The following is a 19453-nucleotide window of genomic DNA, read 5'->3' as shown; positions in this document are numbered from 1 at the left end:
TGATGCATCCCATACGGGATTGAAAGTTACTTAATTCGAATGTTCCATAATTCACAAAGACTTTAGGATGCATCCCATACGGGATTGAAAGAAATAAGCATGACCTTTTATCGTGCCAAACATATAATCATGATGCATCCCATACGGGATTGAAAGAAAAGTAAAACTAATTGGGGGCTAATAATAGGCGTAGTAGGATGCATCCCATACGGGATTGAAAGCTGTTATCGAGATATAATGATATTCTCCCATTCTGTATGATGCATCCCATACGGGATTGAAAGATAATGTCTTTATTTGAACTACAGAGGAATGGATGTCTTGATGCATCCCATACGGGATTGAAAGTACAATTTCCAGCACGTCAGACATACCCACTATGTCTAGGATGCATCCCATACGGGATTGAAAGTAATTTTTATAATTTCATCAGCAGTAACACGATAAAAGATGCATCCCATACGGGATTGAAAGATGTCTCATCGTCGGCAGACAGTGCTCTATTCATCTCAAGATGCATCCCATACGGGATTGAAAGATCAGTGGCTTCAGTCTTCTCTTATAATTCTCATACCTGATGCATCCCATACGGGATTGAAAGTATGTAAAATTTAGGGAAAATACCTAGAGGTCCAGTAAGAGGATGCATCCCATACGGGATTGAAAGAGTATATGTTCAACAGCTGAGAGACATTAACATTTTGCTGATGCATCCCATACGGGATTGAAAGAATTAATATATCTTCTGCGAGAGTTAGAGCCATTTTTTGATGCATCCCATACGGGATTGAAAGTCCCCATCCCCTTTGCTATCTCTTTTACCTGTGTCGCCGGATGCATCCCATAAGGGATTGAAAGTGATTCGTTAAATCGGGGAATTTAACGCGTTCAAACATTTGATGCATCCCATAAGGGATTGAAAGTTTTCTTCTTCATTAGCAAAGCGTACGCAGCTATACCAAGATGCATCCCATAAGGGATTGAAAGTTTATATCATCATCTTTCCGCATAGTCTCGGCGACCCGATGCATCCCATAAGGGATTGAAAGATATTAGCCAAAAGCCCCTTAAAGACTGACTTTCTCGATGCATCCCATAAGGGATTGAAAGGCGTTTCCACTGGCATAAGAACCACCTAGCTCTATTGGCGATGCATCCCATAAGGGATTGAAAGGATATATATGTACGACCATCACGAAACAAACCTAAAGTTGATGCATCCCATAAGGGATTGAAAGCACGTTACCAGTGCAATAGCGAGTGACTACAAACGAATACTGATGCATCCCATAAGGGATTGAAAGCGGTTTGACAATTATGAACGTATCGGTTTGCTTAAGCAATGATGCATCCCATAAGGGATTGAAAGATAGATGAATATTATAATCCTATAATTCCCCCATTAATCTTTCGATGCATCCCATAAGGGATTGAAAGCATCATGGCAGGGTCTTGACGCTGAGATAACAGCAATAAAGATGCATCCCATAAGGGATTGAAAGAAGATTTCTACTAACTTTTGCATTAACATCTCTCGCTTTTGATGCATCCCATAAGGGATTGAAAGTTGTCAACCTCGAAGTAGTACGGTATGCTTGCTAAAACCTGATGCATCCCATAAGGGATTGAAAGATTCTCGAAAATTGCAGTTGTGTTAGATGCAAAAATTACGGATGCATCCCATAAGGGATTGAAAGTTACAAAATCTGTAAAGTAGTTTTTCTGTAAAGCTAAACTGTGATGCATCCCATAAGGGATTGAAAGAGTTCTGTCTTGAACGCTGTTCTATTTCTCCATGTCTCTAGGATGCATCCCATAAGGGATTGAAAGATCGTCAACTACAACATATAACAATTTACAGATTACATTTGATGCATCCCATAAGGGATTGAAAGCTATATCTTGTGTTGTGCTCTTTAAACATGGCTTTGAAAAAGATGCATCCCATAAGGGATTGAAAGTTATGAATGTGGTAGATGCCATCTGGTATTGGCATTAGAACAAGATGCATCCCATAAGGGATTGAAAGTCTTTTAACGCGTTCAAAAATATTTGCCATACCCCTATTTGGATGCATCCCATAAGGGATTGAAAGAAGAAACAAAATTATACATAAGTAATGCCAGCTTACTTTGTGTGATGCATCCCATAAGGGATTGAAAGTAACTAACATAGTAACCATTCTGTGCCCATGGCTCCCACTGATGCATCCCATAAGGGATTGAAAGCCAACCCCAGCTGTTAGGGGGGAAGAGCCAGCAATCGGATGCATCCCATAAGGGATTGAAAGGAATAACACTGTTTATATGATTGATCACCATGAATCAAAGATGCATCCCATAAGGGATTGAAAGATTGGGATTAGCTAGAACTTGTGCACTTTGAGGGATAACATGATGCATCCCATAAGGGATTGAAAGATTCCTTTCTGCATTTTTACGTAATCTGGTTTATCGTAAGATGCATCCCATAAGGGATTGAAAGACCGTATAAGGCTGATTTTGTGGTTGTGCAGAGATTATTGATGCATCCCATAAGGGATTGAAAGTTGCAGCTACATTTGGATGGCTCAGTGCGAAGAATGATACGTGATGCATCCCATAAGGGATTGAAAGCCTAATTTCTCTGTTGGTCTATTCCAGCCTAGTAGTTCCTGATGCATCCCCAACGGGATTGAAAGCTGTGATGTTTCTCATGTTATATATGTCCAGCTTCCATTCTGATGCATCCCCAACGGGATTGAAAGTTATTTCCTAAAATTTGGATGTGCCTACTGGTATGAGATGCATCCCCAACGGGATTGAAAGAGACATCCCCCTTTCTTTCCCTAACCACTCTGGCTTAAAGGATGCATCCCCAACGGGATTGAAAGATTGCTAACCAGTACTCATCTGTTCCTTTTCTTTTTCCCGCGATGCATCCCCAACGGGATTGAAAGCTCTACTATTTGATTTGCGATGTTCATAGCGTCGTTTTCATGATGCATCCCCAACGGGATTGAAAGCGTTTGAATATATTGTTGTAGTATGTCTAACGCCTTTAAGATGCATCCCATAAGGGATTGAAAGCCTAGACTTCCTACTGCCACTAAATATACCGTAACTCCTGATGCATCCCAAACGGGATTGAAAGACTACTGATCTCTATAGTGATAAGGGAAGAGATAGGATATGATGCATCCAAATAGGGATTGAAAGGTGAAACTGTTCTGCATTGATGTCACTGCAGTGACAGTCGTATTGATGCATCCCAATAGGGATTGAAAGTTGGACTTATATCCTCTTCAGGGGTTTGGGAAACTTGCGGGTTCGATGCATCCAAATAGGGATTGAAAGGTAGAGTTGAGTAATCCCATAGTATGGAAAATACTGTAACGATGTATCTCAAAAGAGATTGAAAGGAGCTGTCTATAGCGCATTTGTGTTCAACTAATCTACGAGAGATGCATCCTAAAAGGATAAAGCACATAAATCCTTTTTACATGGTAGCTGGAGTTAGGTTTAATTCTGTAGCTTCATCTCTTCACAGTTAACCCTTACGTAACCCTTATCTAATGAACTTGGAAAAGTTATATTCTTATTCTGATAAAGTGGGGGAGTCAGAGTAGCTTATCATGAAAATTTTAAAGCAGTCAAAAAAAGTTGGCGAAGAAAAGATAGAAACCATTAATTTATCTTGAATTTTATTATTAATGTACGAAATCAATATATGATACCGTGTTTGCTTTGGTTTTAATAATCCTTCCATTCAATACTCGAAAACTGTTACCCTCAGTCTCCCTTATTAAGTTCTCTAAAATCTTAGATTGCTGGGTTTGAAGGGAGTATATTACCGGTAAGTTTTAAGAAAGTTTTCATCTCATTAATTTTATACGGATTATTATATACACAGTATAGCTCTGCTAAGTTCGTAAAGATCATCTTTAATAGTCCGTCCTTTATGTACTCTTCTTTGGGAAGGACCTTTGACTTCGAATTTTTAGCCCTTATTATACATGCAACTCCCTTCTCCAAATTTACGTGCTCATCTATGGTAAGATTGTATACTCCACATTTTCAATACTTAATTACGCTTTTTTACCACTTATCCTCTCTTTAAGGTTAAATAGTTAAGACTTCCCTTTGTTGAGCTTTGTTTGACTGTTCTGTGTGTTGACATTTTTATATAAACTGAATTTTCTTTACTGTGGAAAAGTATTTTAGAGTTTAATTTCCTAGCACTTAACTCAAAGAGAAACACTAGCTGAAAAATATACTCTAAAGTAAAATGGACGAAATCGTTGTCCACACGCTGAAACTGCTTACCACGGCAACGCGACGGCATAAAAAATTACTTGAAATCAAATCATAATTGACAGACAAGGTAATGTGAAGGTGGAAAAATTGATGAAAAGAAGGGTCAACCCTTTAGGGCATGAAGGAGATTAGAAGTGAAGACTAACTTCGCATTAAGAGACTTGTAATCAGCAAATAAAAGGACTTACATGAGGAAGATAGACAGTCAGTAAAACACTAGAATATAGGTGTATCTATGACTTCATGATACTACATTAATAAGGCCTTAGCTAGACTACTAATTCGGTACTTACTCTTACTCTTTACCGTAAAGAGTGACAGATCTCTTATACGGATCACCTCCAAAGAGTAAGAACTCAGCTAGACGGTCTAAAATTGCATTCTCACCTTTAAGATCCTGGAGTAGTCTTGGGAACTCTGGAAATTCCACCTTTATGTGTGCAATCTTTTCTAGTAAATCAGTTACGTTGATTAACTGTGGCTGTAATGCCCTTTGAGAGCTTTCGTTCTTCCCTATTCTCCATACTAATGCGCTTACACCTTCTTGATCAAACGCGTATAAGGTCTCTCCCACTGATAGTGCATATATCAACGTCGCTTTAATTGTCAACTGAGTTTATACTCTTACCTTCAACACTGTAATAACGATAAATTTACTCATTTTCTCCTCTGGTATCAGAGATATTAGGGTAATAGTTGTCTTTTTTATATACTTAACTATCAGAGTACCAGCTATTATACCTAGCGTCGAGAGGAAGAAACAAGTCCCGCAAACCTATACAGCGTATGATCAATATTGTAATTTTTACCATAATATTTACCGTAGAAAAATGAAATAGGGAGGTAAGTAGTATAGAGAACTTTTGAGTCAGACCTTCCCTCCCCATTCTTCTCCTTATGTCCAAGGTCTTTATATGTGAGTAGGTTAAGCTTATTAGAACTGTTTTTGAAGTTATTAATCCACTTCTTCTTAATCCACGCTACGTTTATGTTAGAGTCATTTATCTTCCCTATTACGCTACAGGAATTAATCATATCCTTATTTTTATTATATGCTTCTGTTTCCTCATTAATTAGTTCAATTTATCGGAGTTTGAAAAATCTCCACAAACTTTGTACTTCTCGCCTATTCTGACAACATATCGTACAACCTAACTAGTCCGTGCATAATTAATGAGTCAGTTATTAATCCGTGCCAAGGGCTTTCAAGACGTTTTATTTTGTTTACACCTCTTCCTAATTCAGCTCCTCCATTTTGCTAATCCAAGTTGATCATCTTTACCAGTCTTCCTATTGAGAGTAGCAGCAACAGAGTCAATTACTGTTAAGGGGTGTAAGAATGCTGACACCTTATTCCTTATTACCAACGATTTATAACTATCTTCTTAATTTTATATACCTCATCTCTCTTTTTGTTAACTTCATTTATTATATCAGCCATGGACGTAATGTAATCCTGCTTTATGTTACAATTTGCCTTCATATTTACTACATCACGTGAGGGTTCTAGATCTGCCGAATATATTACAGCCTTGACGGTTGAGAGGAGGACAATCCTCTCGTTCCTTTGACTGGTATACCCGATTCGTGGTGTAACAGTTGAAACTATACATTCTCGTCATATCCGATTTTACTTACGTAACGCTCAATGCTTCACGCCTATAAGTCACCCTATTTCCGGTCCAATACTCTTTAAAAAGTCTTCCAGCATCACGACTAGTTTCAACTCGTCCACGCTTTGATTGTTAAGTACTCTCGTTAAACTCCTCGTATAATACAACTTTATGTCCCACACTCTTATCATGCAACAGACCATATAATGCTCTTCCTTTACATTCATTTTATCCCTCACACTTTTGCCCTCCTCAGGCACTTCTCATCGGAGAAAATTGATGAAGAGTTTAATTGTGTGAAATAAGTGATCTAGCCAACTCGTTACAACCAAAACACTTACCTAAGAGTGACAGACCACACTGCTCCTTGAATAGTCGTGAGTACGATAACCCTAATTGCACTTAGTACACATGCTTTATAGGAAAAAAGGAAACCTTATTTTAGCGACTATAACAGTACGCACCATTACAGACCGTTCAATAGCTTTTTGGAAAACTCCTCAATACTTCTGACCTCCTCTATCGTTAATGCCTCTCCATCTGGTTTACCCTTCACAGTCTTTAGCGTAACATGGGAGAATAACCTTCTTTGAAATAGGCTTAACGTAATTATATCTGCTAAAAGCTCTTTATAATCTGGCAGCTTCCATGTATCAAATAATTCGATAGTCTGTCCTTATACCTATCATCTCTACTGGTTTTAATACTCCTAAATAGCCTGTTTTAAGCCTACTCCCTTCAACAACATCTCTACAACTAGTATGAAAGCTTTATTAATGTTCTTAGTGTGTGGACAACAATTTCATCCATATTATGCCAATAGATTTCGAGTAAATAATGTTGAAGAATATTTTTAGCCATCTCGTCATTGGTGAGTGTTAGGAAATCAAACCCATTCTCGTCCCAATAGATGAGTTGCCTCACACAAAACACTTTTCCACAATAGACAAAATTCAATTTATATCAACCAAATTGTTGCCCACACACTTAAGAAAACTAATTATTTAAATGTTTTTGTATCTTCATCAGAAACCCAACTCCTTGTCGTCATTATATCGACCATTTACCCTCACCCCATTGCCTTAGTTTCTTGTCGTAAGTACGGGCGAAGTTTCTCTAGGCTAGCAAGACCAACAGGTTCGAAAGTCCAGCTACAGCCTCCTATTTACCTCCTGTGGTAACTCCTTCCTCTTTTAGCCTCTTGACGAACTGGTCGAACCACCTATCCATGAAGAGGATCCCAGAGAACCTCTCCATCCAACCCTCGTACTCGAACCTGAGCTCCACTTGAGAGTCAGCAACTCTTATTACGAGTTTCCCCTCCCCTTTCCCGGTACCGGCTGTGAGGTAGATCTTATAGGTTATCTGTTCTCCCTTATTGAGTATCCCGTAGATGTGGAACCTCATCCCCATGAACCTTCCGTATGCATTAAAGGAGTCGCCGGTCACCTCCACTTCCTTTATAGGTGGGAAGAGCCTGGGGAGCACAAACTCCGGGTCCGAAAGGACTGAGTACAGCTGAGAGTTGCTGTATGGGAGGTGAATCGTGACGGATTTCTCCATAGACATAATTAATCTCTCCCCCTTATAAAGATTTGGCAATTAGGAGGTTTAGTTTCTTGTCGTTAGTACTGAGGCCACGTTAGGTTTCTCAGAGCAAAGCTTAGTTTTAGTTTCTTGTCGTTAGTACACTTATAACTACACTTCACCTATGTATGTAACAGTGTTTTAGTTTCTTGTCGTTAGTACCTGAACAGCCCTGAAGAGAGTATCGCGGAACAGGTAGTTTTAGTTTCTTGTCGTTAGTACATGCCTCGTGATCTTTCAAACCCATTACGATGCGAGGTTTTAGTTTCTTGTCGTTAGTACCTTCCGGTAATTATGATTAGACCCAACTTATTTTGTTTTAGTTTCTTGTCGTTAGTACGATAAATCCTATTAATATAATTAAGAATTTCACAAAGTTTTAGTTTCTTGTCGTTAGTACGCTTAACATTTAAATTATTGAGTGCAGAAAAAGAAGTTTTAGTTTCTTGTCGTTAGTACTGTATCTTTTTGATTCCTGAACAGCCATTTATACGTTTTAGTTTCTTGTCGTTAGTACACCTCTGTAATCCTTTTCAGTATTTCTCGGAAATGTTTTAGTTTCTTGTCGTTAGTACAAAGAGCTAGCCAGGACAGATAAGAAGCTACTTATAACGTTTTAGTTTCTTGTCGTTAGTACATTTTCTCAGGGGATATTCTACGTTATTTGTTAATGTTTTAGTTTCTTGTCGTTAGTACGATATTTCACGTTATGCAATACACAATTTTGAGAAAGTTTTAGTTTCTTGTCGTTAGTACAAGGGGTTAACAGCTTAATGGAGTTCTATTATGAGTTTTAGTTTCTTGTCGTTAGTACTAGGGTTTTACATAGGAAGGCTTCCAAAAGGCTATGTTTTAGTTTCTTGTCGTTAGTACACTAAAAGCAATAATTTACCAGTTTTTGTAAAATATTTGAGTTTTAGTTTCTTGTCGTTAGTACATTGTTGTATTTATTTGTCACTGGCAACCCAAATGTTTTAGTTTCTTGTCGTTAGTACCTTTTGATGTAAATGTTCTCAACAGCATCATAAAAGTGTTTTAGTTTCTTGTCGTTAGTACACTGATTGCACACCAGATAGGGTGACTTTTAGCAGTTTTAGTTTCTTGTCGTTAGTACTATTATCTCTTCAAGTTTATTCACGATCTGCCATGTTTTAGTTTCTTGTCGTTAGTACACTTCTGCACTGTCTGACATTACCTGCACAGCTTTATTAAGTTTTAGTTTCTTGTCGTTAGTACGTTTTGGTTTAATGGGAAAGGCTGTAATGTAGTGTTGTTTTAGTTTCTTGTCGTTAGTACAACAAATTCTACAATACGTAGCGCAGGGATACAATGTTTTAGTTTCTTGTCATTAGTACTTATACATTCAGTAACGCTGTACAACAGATGGCGCAAACGTTTTAGTTTCTTGTCGTTAGTACCCTGCTGTAAGTTATTAATGTTCCTCTGCAACGTTTGGTTTTAGTTTCTTGTCGTTAGTACGATTTCGCTGTATATACCAGGTAATTGTTGTAAAGTTTTAGTTTCTTGTCGTTAGTACTTATAGGATATCTCTATACCATTAGCCTTCATCTGTTTTAGTTTCTTGTCGTTAGTACAGGGCTCGCCAGGGTCTTCGTAGCGTACAATTACTCGTTTTAGTTTCTTGTCGTTAGTACTATAGATGCGTACAACGAGGCGATAGATCAGCTTGTTTTAGTTTCTTGTCGTTAGTACTCGTATGACGAGGACACAGCGAGATACAGGATAACCGTTTTAGTTTCTTGTCGTTAGTACTTACCATATGCGGACAGAATACTGAAAATCCGATAGTTTTAGTTTCTTGTCGTTAGTACATGCGCTAGGTAGTGTCTCTTTCAGTGTTGATATTGTTTTAGTTTCTTGTCGTTAGTACATATGTGAAACTTACCGAAAAAGCTTTCCAGACTATGGTTTTAGTTTCTTGTCGTTAGTACAAACCTACCTAATGAAGTGGCTAGCTCAGAAGATAAGTGTTTTAGTTTCTTGTCGTTAGTACATATTCAGAAGCAGTTATAATCGAGATCGAATCACCTGTTTTAGTTTCTTGTCGTTAGTACGACTGTAGGCATTTGAGGAAGATAAGCCCTAGCTCTGTTTTAGTTTCTTGTCGTTAGTACGATTTATCAATTGTCCCGATAAACAACGTAATAATGTTTTAGTTTCTTGTCGTTAGTACGGGGTACAGTATAATTTTTGAAATCTTTGTGTGATATGTTTTAGTTTCTTGTCGTTAGTACAGATATCGTAATAAAGACTGGGGTAAAGGACATTTAGTTTTAGTTTCTTGTCGTTAGTACTACAGCAAAATGCAAACAATAACAATCAGAAAACAGATGTTTTAGTTTCTTGTCGTTAGTACAATAAATCTAGGTTGAACGGAGGTTCAAGATAACTCTGTTTTAGTTTCTTGTCGTTAGTACGCATTGTTTTCCCCAGCTAACGCTTGCAGTCTTACAGTTTTAGTTTCTTGTCGTTAGTACTAGGGGCATTTACATTAAAAGGATTTGATGCTTTAGGTTTTAGTTTCTTGTCGTTAGTACATCTTACTAGGCTAGATAGATACTTTACGGCATTTGGGTTTTAGTTTCTTGTCGTTAGTACCCTAAAGAATAAGAACCATATCAACAATAGGATAATTATAATGTTTTAGTTTCTTGTCGTTAGTACGGAGAACTTCCGCCACTACCACCCGCCCCTCCACGTTTTAGTTTCTTGTCGTTAGTACCTTGTTTCAATATCGACTTATATCGCACTTTACACGTTTTAGTTTCTTGTCGTTAGTACATACACAACATCTCTACGACTTTATAGCGATTTGAAGTTTTAGTTTCTTGTCGTTAGTACCTCTTGTGGGTGTTAATGTGGCTACAGACTTTACCAGTTTTAGTTTCTTGTCGTTAGTACCATGTATAGTAATCAGCTGGGAGTTCCTCAAGCCTGTTTTAGTTTCTTGTCGTTAGTACAAACTAAGTTTGATTTTGCAAAGAATGAGATTCTGTTTTAGTTTCTTGTCGTTAGTACGATATATTATGTCACAACATTCCACTTGAGATAAAGTTTTAGTTTCTTGTCGTTAGTACTCTTCCTTCTTTAAGGTATCTGTAAGTCCAGGGTTGTGTTTTAGTTTCTTGTCGTTAGTACACTATTCTCACCCGCTTTCAAACTCTGAAAACACTTGATGTTTTAGTTTCTTGTCGTTAGTACTTTGATAGTAGAAAGTGTCTCTATTTACCAGTAAGTTTTAGTTTCTTGTCGTTAGTACGATGATATTGTAAATGATATAGAAATTGGCAAAAAGTTTTAGTTTCTTGTCGTTAGTACAGGGAAGAACTTGAGGCTAGGTATTTCATTCCAATGTTTTAGTTTCTTGTCGTTAGTACAACTACGCTCTTAATGCTATAAATAACTTTATCGAGTTTTAGTTTCTTGTCGTTAGTACTTTGAAATCGCATTATCATATTGAAGAGATATCAAAAGTTTTAGTTTCTTGTCGTTAGTACACACTCTGAACTTCTATGGAGCCTCTTTAGCACGTTTTAGTTTCTTGTCGTTAGTACGAATTTGCATAAAATGCATTTGGAGAATTGAAGTGAGTTTTAGTTTCTTGTCGTTAGTACGATGGTATTGTTGTTGTGGCGGTATCGGAAAAGCCAAGTTTTAGTTTCTTGTCGTTAGTACCAGTGGGTTAATCCCAATAGTAGGACAGGCACCAGGTTTTAGTTTCTTGTCGTTAGTACACGTAACCAGTTGGAGATCCTGTAATTATATTTGTGTTTTAGTTTCTTGTCGTTAGTACAGGTTCAATCAACCTTGAGCAGTTTGTGGTCACAGTTTTAGTTTCTTGTCGTTAGTACGAAGTTTGGGTACAGGCTTCCGATTAAGCCGTTGTGGGTTTTAGTTTCTTGTCGTTAGTACATAGGGTAGATGGGCTTAATTCAGAGGGATTATGGGTTTTAGTTTCTTGTCGTTAGTACATATATTATATAGGTATATCAGATACCCCTTTTTCTGTTTTAGTTTCTTGTCGTTAGTACGTACCTCCTCCTCCCCCTCCTCCGAGTTGATGTTTTAGTTTCTTGTCGTTAGTACATCTCAGAAGTGCAAAGCGAGATTGACACTCTTCAAGTTTTAGTTTCTTGTCGTTAGTACGGACTGCAGTCTGTAGTTGTTGTGCTGTGCTTACCAGCGTTTTAGTTTCTTGTCGTTAGTACATTTGCTCATCACGGCTTGCATCTTAGGTTGTGCAGGTTTTAGTTTCTTGTCGTTAGTACTATTTCGACATAGAAACGTATAGACCTAAGACAGAAGAGTTTTAGTTTCTTGTCGTTAGTACTCTCTCTCATATATACACACACAGAAACCCAGAGGTTTTAGTTTCTTGTCGTTAGTACCTAAATCATTCTTCAGAAGATCTATCCTTATCGTTGTTTTAGTTTCTTGTCGTTAGTACCGACATGGACAGTAAGCTATAGTAATCCGTTAATGTTTTAGTTTCTTGTCGTTAGTACTAAGTAATTTCCCCGCGACACAAAACGTAAGTATGTTTTAGTTTCTTGTCGTTAGTACAATTTAGCCCGTTGAGAATAGTGTTTCCGATGTTGGGTTTTAGTTTCTTGTCGTTAGTACAACATTACTAGGTTTGGAAACATGTATTTCTATCTGTTTTAGTTTCTTGTCGTTAGTACTAGGTTACCAAAAGCGTTACCTCCTCCAGTCTGGATGTTTTAGTTTCTTGTCGTTAGTACGAATGCCCGTACCCGTCGCGGTTGGAATTATAAATGTTTTAGTTTCTTGTCGTTAGTACTAGGAGTAAGAGCGGATTCTTATATCATAAGAAATGTTTTAGTTTCTTGTCGTTAGTACGGGAATCCACACTCATCTTGACTGGCGCTAGCCCAGTTTTAGTTTCTTGTCGTTAGTACTACCGGTATTTGCTGTGCCAGCTCCCGGCGCTGTACCAGGTTTTAGTTTCTTGTCGTTAGTACGTGATGTACTGATGATTTCACTAGACCCCACAATAGTTTTAGTTTCTTGTCGTTAGTACTATTTAATTTCTCTGACACGGTCTCGAGTAAGAGATGTTTTAGTTTCTTGTCGTTAGTACATCTCTCAGCAGTTACAGGAGGTAGTGGAATCCTTCTGTTTTAGTTTCTTGTCGTTAGTACTCTTGTGGATTTTCAAATGAGATTATTTGGTAAATGTTTTAGTTTCTTGTCGTTAGTACTGGAGAATTGAAATGAGAACCAGATGGAGCTGTGGTTAGTTTTAGTTTCTTGTCGTTAGTACCCTTCCTCTTGGGCGGGATGTCCCATCATTTCTTGTGTTTTAGTTTCTTGTCGTTAGTACGTTTAAGGTTAGATATAATAGGGGTAAAATCTTTGGTTTTAGTTTCTTGTCGTTAGTACCTTAACTTTGTGATGCGTCCTAAAATAAGCGATTTGTTTTAGTTTCTTGTCGTTAGTACGCCGTTATTTTCTCGCAATAGTCCAATTCTGAAGGTTGTTTTAGTTTCTTGTCGTTAGTACATGCTTGCACTCCTGCCTGCCTTAGCTTTTTGGCAATGTTTTAGTTTCTTGTCGTTAGTACAGGTGGTGGTGGCGCTGCAGTGATAGCCCTAATATGTTTTAGTTTCTTGTCGTTAGTACTTTTCCACATTCATATAGATATTTCCCATCTTTGGTTGTTTTAGTTTCTTGTCGTTAGTACATTCCTCTCGCTTCTAACGTGTTCTCTAACTGAGTTTTAGTTTCTTGTCGTTAGTACATTATGAGAAAGAGCGAAACGGAAAGAAGTGTGAAATGTTTTAGTTTCTTGTCGTTAGTACTCTTTCTCCTTTGTATTTCTCTGTTAAGACCTTTCTGTTTTAGTTTCTTGTCGTTAGTACAATTCTTCAAATCCTTCTTCTCTCATCATTTGTTTTGTTTTAGTTTCTTGTCGTTAGTACATAGAACTTATACTCCCGTGCCCATCAAAGCCCCCGTTTTAGTTTCTTGTCGTTAGTACTTAAGTATCCGTCTGAAAAAAATGGCGTGATATTGTTTTAGTTTCTTGTCGTTAGTACTTTTATGATAGCGTTGTCCCTCGGGACAACCCTATTAGTTTTAGTTTCTTGTCGTTAGTACATTATGAATCACCACTCACGAACAAGACCCTTATGTTTTAGTTTCTTGTCGTTAGTACCTTGCGTAGAGCAAGTATATATAATAAGGATATTTGTTTTAGTTTCTTGTCGTTAGTACGAGGTATTGGTGGTGTTCCAGGGGCTAAGATTTTTAGTTTTAGTTTCTTGTCGTTAGTACATCTCAAGTATGAGGATTACGAATTACTAGGTCAGTGTTTTAGTTTCTTGTCGTTAGTACTTCTCATCTCCTTTAGTATTTCTTCCATATCTTTTAGTTTTAGTTTCTTGTCGTTAGTACATATGCGACTGAGATATTCCAGCTTGCGAATAATCGTTTTAGTTTCTTGTCGTTAGTACATATTTAGGATTAATCTGTCTAATCATCGGAAATCGTTTTAGTTTCTTGTCGTTAGTACCAAAACGTGATTGAGGTCGAGTTCACGACAAATAGGGGTTTTAGTTTCTTGTCGTTAGTACTATCTTCTAGAGATTTATGCTAGCAAAAATAATCTTGTTTTAGTTTCTTGTCGTTAGTACCATATAATCGGAAAATCAGTGTCCAATTTGAATTTGCGTTTTAGTTTCTTGTCGTTAGTACTTGAGGTATCTAAAGGCTTCTTTAAGACAAAACAGGTTTTAGTTTCTTGTCGTTAGTACCAATTCCCCACTTTAACACGTCAAAAACTATAATATGTTTTAGTTTCTTGTCGTTAGTACACCTTAGCCAATTAGTTACATTACTCAAATTCCACTTGTTTTAGTTTCTTGTCGTTAGTACTGTAGAAACAATTTGTGTACCCATAGCGTTCATGTAGTTTTAGTTTCTTGTCGTTAGTACAACCTACCAGACAGTGATAAAGTGGATGTGTGGCGTTTTAGTTTCTTGTCGTTAGTACACAGTGTCCAGCGATTCGTACGCTGGGTTCTCAAGAGTTTTAGTTTCTTGTCGTTAGTACTGGTCGTTGTGTTCATCATTTTTACATTCTTATTTCCTCGTTTATAAATATTTTCTTTCCTTCCTTGTCCATTTTCTTCCCTTAGGTACGGAAGGGGGTTTTAGGCAGTTTTAGGGGAACCCTAAAGATATCCCCGCACGGGTCCGGAAGGGAGTCCATAATACTCTTTACTCGTTCTTTGTTCACCGTTTTGCCTAAACCCGGATGGGGCTAATAAATGTACAATAGGAATAGGATAACCTTTAAATATTTCATAACACATTTTCACATTATTTCTACTCTTAATTATATAACAGCCGTTAATAATTAGAAGATTTTTAATACATACATCGTAGAGAGGAAAAACGTGTATAGACAACCTGATAAATATTGAATTTTCTTTATAGTCGAAAAGTATTTTTGGGTTATTTATTTATACGACAATAAATTTGTCACCCTTACCGAAATTACATTTTCTAATCCTGGGTTTGACTCCTTGAAGGTAGTCTCTTCCTTGCCAGTGGATTTCGTTACTTCACACTAACTTTGCTTTTCATGAATAGTCTAACTGAAACTGTAGACAGGGACTTTAGGATATAAGGTGATGTTTTATGAAGATTAGCATCTAGCTGAAACTGTAGACAAGACTTTCCTCTTCACTCTTGAATGAAGTGAGCAAAATTGTACCAACGACAAGGAACTAAAACTCCGTCTCTGTACAAACTAACTTTATTTACTCTGGTACATTTGCTTAGACCGTATTTGGGTGGAATTTGATTACTTTATTTACTCTGTTACTAATGACGAACTACTTTGCTTTTCAGGGTGATTGAAAATCTTAATTTATGACAAAACTCGAAATCTACTAGTTTAGGTGAGAATAAACTTTATGGATGAAATTGTTGTCCACACACAATGAATGTTACGGTGGAGAGAAGGCTTCTCAGAGGATCTCTAGGAACGTTAAAGTCTTGTGGTGGTGCGAGCTCATTAGAACCATCAATCTGACAGCATATTTAGATTGTTAAATTCTAGTGGTGGTGTGAGTAGTGGCACAGATGTGAATCAGAAGATCCCAAGGGACGTTAAAGGTTCTAGCCCAATAGGCTTTTGTTTTTTACCTTATAGATTAGACGTTCTCTCCATAGACATCACTAGGGTCCTTTATTGATGGAGCAAGTCCCCTCAATGGAGTTTGGTCAACCTTAATGTAACAAGTTGAAGTTTCACTAAGAGCTAAATCTGACGAGCTTTAATATACTGACAGAAGCTTTGCTAAGGCCACACTTCAAAGAGTTGGAATATATTAACGAACCCTTGAGTCAGAAGTCACACTGTTGTCTAGATCGCGTTAGAATCGGATTAATTCAAGATTAGTATGGCTAGATTAGGTAGTGTTTTAAAGTAGTTAGAATCGGATTAATTCAAGATATTAATATGACAAAGGGCTCTAAGAAATGGAAAAAATTATTAAGTATCATTACACAAATAGCAGTAGTGCCTTTGGGTCACTGCAGTATTCTCTCAAATCTCCTACGCATATGGTAAGGGCTGGTGCATAGCTTGCCACGTACCGCGCCATACTAGAGAAATTACCCCACTTTATGCACTTTTTAGTTATCGGGATGACATATGTGTATTTTAATGCCTCTATATCTCTAGGTCTAGTCTTTATTATCCCATTCTTGACTAAGACTATGTTTGGATGGCTAGCCTTGTTTATGAAGTCTTGAAAGGTCGTTATTTTACACTCTTCTATCCCATTTAAATTGTCCAATAACAAGTATGGATATTCCTTTAAGGGCTGTGAGAGCTGGAAACAGTCCCCCTCACTACTGTATCTAAAGTTTCTGAGTAGGGTGAAGAAGTCCTCCTTGCCCGGGTTCTCACATATGTTCCCTTCTATCCCCCCGGGTCTGAAGGCAAACACATTGAAGTAGTCCTCAGATGACGGTCTTATGTTTATTCTGGTATCTATATCCCTCCAATTCTCGTTTACTGTTGTATAGGCCAACTCGCCATTTGCTATGTTATACACTAATAGGAAGGTATCAAATATCACTTTCTCCCTTAGTCTTGAAAACTCTAGCGAGTCTAACTCATCATAGATCCTCTCTTGGTACATTTTATTTATCAGTTGAATGAATTCCTCATAGGTCAACTCTTTTCCATTAGCCCCTTGTAAGGCATCTATTACTCTCTTACTAGCCTCCACGAAAATGTGCACCTCAGCAGTCTGCCCACCTACAGAACCTTTGTTCACTCTGCCAAACCTACCAAAACGCTGTATGAGTGTCTCTGGGTCGTTTGAAGTTATGAACCCTAAGTCGAGGTCAGGTATGTCGATTCCAAAGGACACTGCGCTGTTCCCAACTATTACCCTTGAATCCCTACCCACGTCTTTTTTAACGCATTTCCCATAACTCTGGTCCAAACCCCATATTAGTGCTACATCACTCCAGTTTATTTTACTGCACAGTTCTGCAATGTAGTATACCCTGTCAAGTATGATCCCTGTCTTCTTCTCTGGCTGTTGCCCCATTGAAGTTATGTAGTTTACTAGAGCCTCCTGAGGGTTCCCCAAGGAGTAGTTTGACGTATTCTGATCACTCGTGCTTGAGCGCTTACCACCTAGGACTAGATGAAATACTACCTTTGTTCTCTTTCTTATCATGGAGTTGCCTTTCCCAGTGTCAGCCGTGATAGTCTTATCTACGGTTATGGATGTCGGAGTTGCTGATGAGAAGACTATACTGTGCCGGGTAGGAGTGTATCTCCAGTAGAACTCGACCATGTCTATTAGTACGTTGAGCGAGCTCCTCTCTATACCGTTATAAAGGTGGAACTCATCGATGAAGAAATAACCATTAAAAAACCTTGAAAAGTCGTTTAATAGGTTTAGGAACGGTGCCTTGCTCACGTTGATTGCCCTCTCCCCTTTCATGACCATCTCTATAAGCTGGGAGAAGTACTGACTTTTTCCTAAAGCTGAGAGGTACATGTAGGGATATTCTGGGACTGTTAGGACCAGTAATAGTTCGCTGGGGTTGGGGAAGAAGTTTTCTAAGCTCTGGAATACCTCCTTTTTAGTGTCAGCTGTCAACCTGACTATCCTCAGTTTTACGTCCTTCTCGATCTGGGGGAGACCATTTATCCCATCTACCTTAATTTTTCCTATGAAGTGGTCGCCGTTGTTTGAAAAACCCATTCTCAGTAGCGTGTTCTTCAGTGACTCATATTGGTCATATACTAAGGCCTTTGACGGGTATATGCCAGTTACGGGGATACCACTATCTAAGGTCTTCAGTAGGCTTACAATGAGGGTGAACGTTTTCCCCGATCCCGTAGGAGCCCTTAGAAGGATCCTCTCGTGTTTACCGAGACTGTAGAAGAGTTCCTCCTGAAATTTACGCAGTCTAATGCCATTAATACTAATGTTCCCCTCTTCTATGTAAACTTCCTTAACAACTACTTCTCTAGTATACGTTTATTATCACCCCAGTTTGTATTGAAGGAGATCTGTAATTCCTTGGCGAATGTAGTATGTGTAGCTATCGTTTACTGCATTAAGTTTCATTCTTATACACCTCCTCTGGTATGGGTAAGCATATCTTAGAGCCTTTTGCCTCTATCTGGACGCATTGGCCTAGGGTAGCCCATCCTATTACGCCCTCCTCTATGTTTGGGGTCTCAATCAGCTTAGAATATGACTTAATCTCATATCCGAACTCCTCAGCGTCCTTGATATTTATGGGTATACTGGTGACTTCGTTTTGGACTTTCTGGACCTTGAAATCCCTTATTTCCTTCATATCGACCCTCATGATACCCCACCTCTTTTTACCTATTCTTATCCACCTGGGGAGTGTGGTCTCTCCAACTGTAATCACATAGGTGAAAAATGTACTCTCTGGGGCGAAGGCTGTGTAGTTGGTCAATCTGGGATACACGTTCTTTATCCTCCCCCTTACGGGCAAGACGTAGGTCCAGGATTCAGAAGACATTAAAAACGACATAGTCTTTATACGCTTAGGTATGAGGGGAAAGACATACATAGATCCCTCTTGTCCCTTCTTAAACTTTCTGATCATGTCACTGACTGAAGTATATCTAAGACCTTTTTTGCCCGTATAGGCTTCTTCGTGCAGGGATGGAATCACGAAGTAGGCCTCACTCGACTTTCCCATCAACCCATACATGACAGGGTAGTTGTGTATATAGGGCAAAGGGTTTATATAAGATCCCTTTGCTTGCCCCTGAGATATAGCAGGTCTCACTTCAGTTGAAAATATTAGGACTCCTTCTAATGTGAACAGTGCTTCAAAAACTCTCATCTTTAGACCCTTTTGCTCTGAGTTAATAGCTCATTTTTTGCTCTGGATGAATAGCTCTATTGATTTCTTCAGATTTATACCATCTCTCCAAGCCTCTGACACTATCTCATGGTCTACCTCACCATTGTTTGTTAGGCTCTTTACTACGGTATCACCTAGGTCGTCGAACGTGTACACCAGCCCCTCCTTACTGTAGTTCTTCACCTTTTCCTTCACCTTAGCGTTCACTAAGTCTACCGACTCTAATCCTTTGGCAATGTTGAATAGGTCTAGTCCAGACGACACTTCGTAGGGGGACAGTATTACAGCAGGTATCCTTATCTTTACGTTACCGAAGTCTGTCGTATTGCCACCTATCCTCGGAATTGTAGCTAATGATAACATTAATACACCAAACTCTGCTGGCGTCACATCCTTCATGGATACCTTACCTACAAATATGGTACCACTTCGCACTAGTGATAACCTAAATAGACTTCCGGTCCTAGAACCTTCAGTTTCTATAAATGTAGTCTTTGTCACATCGTCGACTGCGTTAAAGGTCCTAACT

General features: G+C 38.3%; 10 protein-coding genes and 2 CRISPR repeat arrays. All 10 genes read right to left on the bottom strand.

Annotated elements, in window-relative coordinates:
- Window position 1: 1 nt before the first annotated feature.
- A CRISPR array of direct repeats spans window positions 2-3400; the repeat unit is 25 nt; unit sequence GATGCATCCCATAAGGGATTGAAAG.
- Window positions 3401-4590: 1190 nt separating this feature from the next.
- Window positions 4591-4887, bottom strand: a complete 297-nt coding sequence (locus DMP16_RS02480) for a hypothetical protein (RefSeq protein WP_185957802.1) — start codon at window positions 4885-4887, stop codon at window positions 4591-4593.
- 149 nt (window positions 4888-5036) lie between these two features.
- Complete coding sequence (locus DMP16_RS02475) at window positions 5037-5330, bottom strand: hypothetical protein (protein WP_069284480.1); 294 nt, start codon at window positions 5328-5330, stop codon at window positions 5037-5039.
- Between the two features lie 206 nt (window positions 5331-5536).
- Window positions 5537-5662 carry a hypothetical protein gene (locus DMP16_RS11285; RefSeq protein WP_255446770.1) on the bottom strand — a complete coding sequence of 42 codons (126 nt, stop codon included), beginning with the start codon at window positions 5660-5662 and terminating at the stop codon, window positions 5537-5539.
- Entirely contained in the window at window positions 5656-5778 is a 123-nt protein-coding gene (locus DMP16_RS11280) for a hypothetical protein (RefSeq protein WP_255446769.1), read from the bottom strand. The genes DMP16_RS11285 and DMP16_RS11280 overlap by 7 nt, the downstream gene beginning before the upstream one ends.
- A gap of 183 nt (window positions 5779-5961) precedes the next feature.
- Complete coding sequence (locus DMP16_RS02470; RefSeq protein ID WP_143576864.1) at window positions 5962-6147, bottom strand: hypothetical protein; 186 nt, start codon at window positions 6145-6147, stop codon at window positions 5962-5964.
- A gap of 517 nt (window positions 6148-6664) precedes the next feature.
- Window positions 6665-6832, bottom strand: coding sequence for a hypothetical protein (locus DMP16_RS10840; RefSeq protein ID WP_156770098.1), 168 nt, complete (start codon window positions 6830-6832; stop codon window positions 6665-6667).
- Window positions 6833-7069: 237 nt separating this feature from the next.
- Window positions 7070-7471 carry a DUF3211 domain-containing protein gene (locus DMP16_RS02465; protein WP_069284839.1) on the bottom strand — a complete coding sequence of 134 codons (402 nt, stop codon included), beginning with the start codon at window positions 7469-7471 and terminating at the stop codon, window positions 7070-7072.
- Window positions 7472-7516: 45 nt separating this feature from the next.
- Window positions 7517-14590: a CRISPR direct-repeat array (repeat unit 24 nt; unit sequence GTTTTAGTTTCTTGTCGTTAGTAC).
- Window positions 14591-16049: 1459 nt separating this feature from the next.
- Window positions 16050-17984, bottom strand: coding sequence for a DEAD/DEAH box helicase (locus DMP16_RS02460; RefSeq protein WP_255446772.1), 1935 nt, complete (start codon window positions 17982-17984; stop codon window positions 16050-16052).
- A gap of 151 nt (window positions 17985-18135) precedes the next feature.
- Window positions 18136-18903, bottom strand: a complete 768-nt coding sequence (locus DMP16_RS02455; protein ID WP_069284483.1) for a type I-D CRISPR-associated protein Csc1 — start codon at window positions 18901-18903, stop codon at window positions 18136-18138.
- Between the two features lie 30 nt (window positions 18904-18933).
- A partial coding sequence (gene cas7d / locus DMP16_RS02450) for a type I-D CRISPR-associated protein Cas7/Csc2 (protein WP_143576863.1) occupies window positions 18934-19453 on the bottom strand: 520 nt, incomplete at its 5' end.

The sequence above is a fragment of the Sulfolobus sp. B1 genome (assembly GCF_007050195.1).
Lineage (GTDB): Archaea > Thermoproteota > Thermoprotei_A > Sulfolobales > Sulfolobaceae > Saccharolobus.
This window is presented reverse-complemented; position numbering and strand designations above follow the sequence as displayed.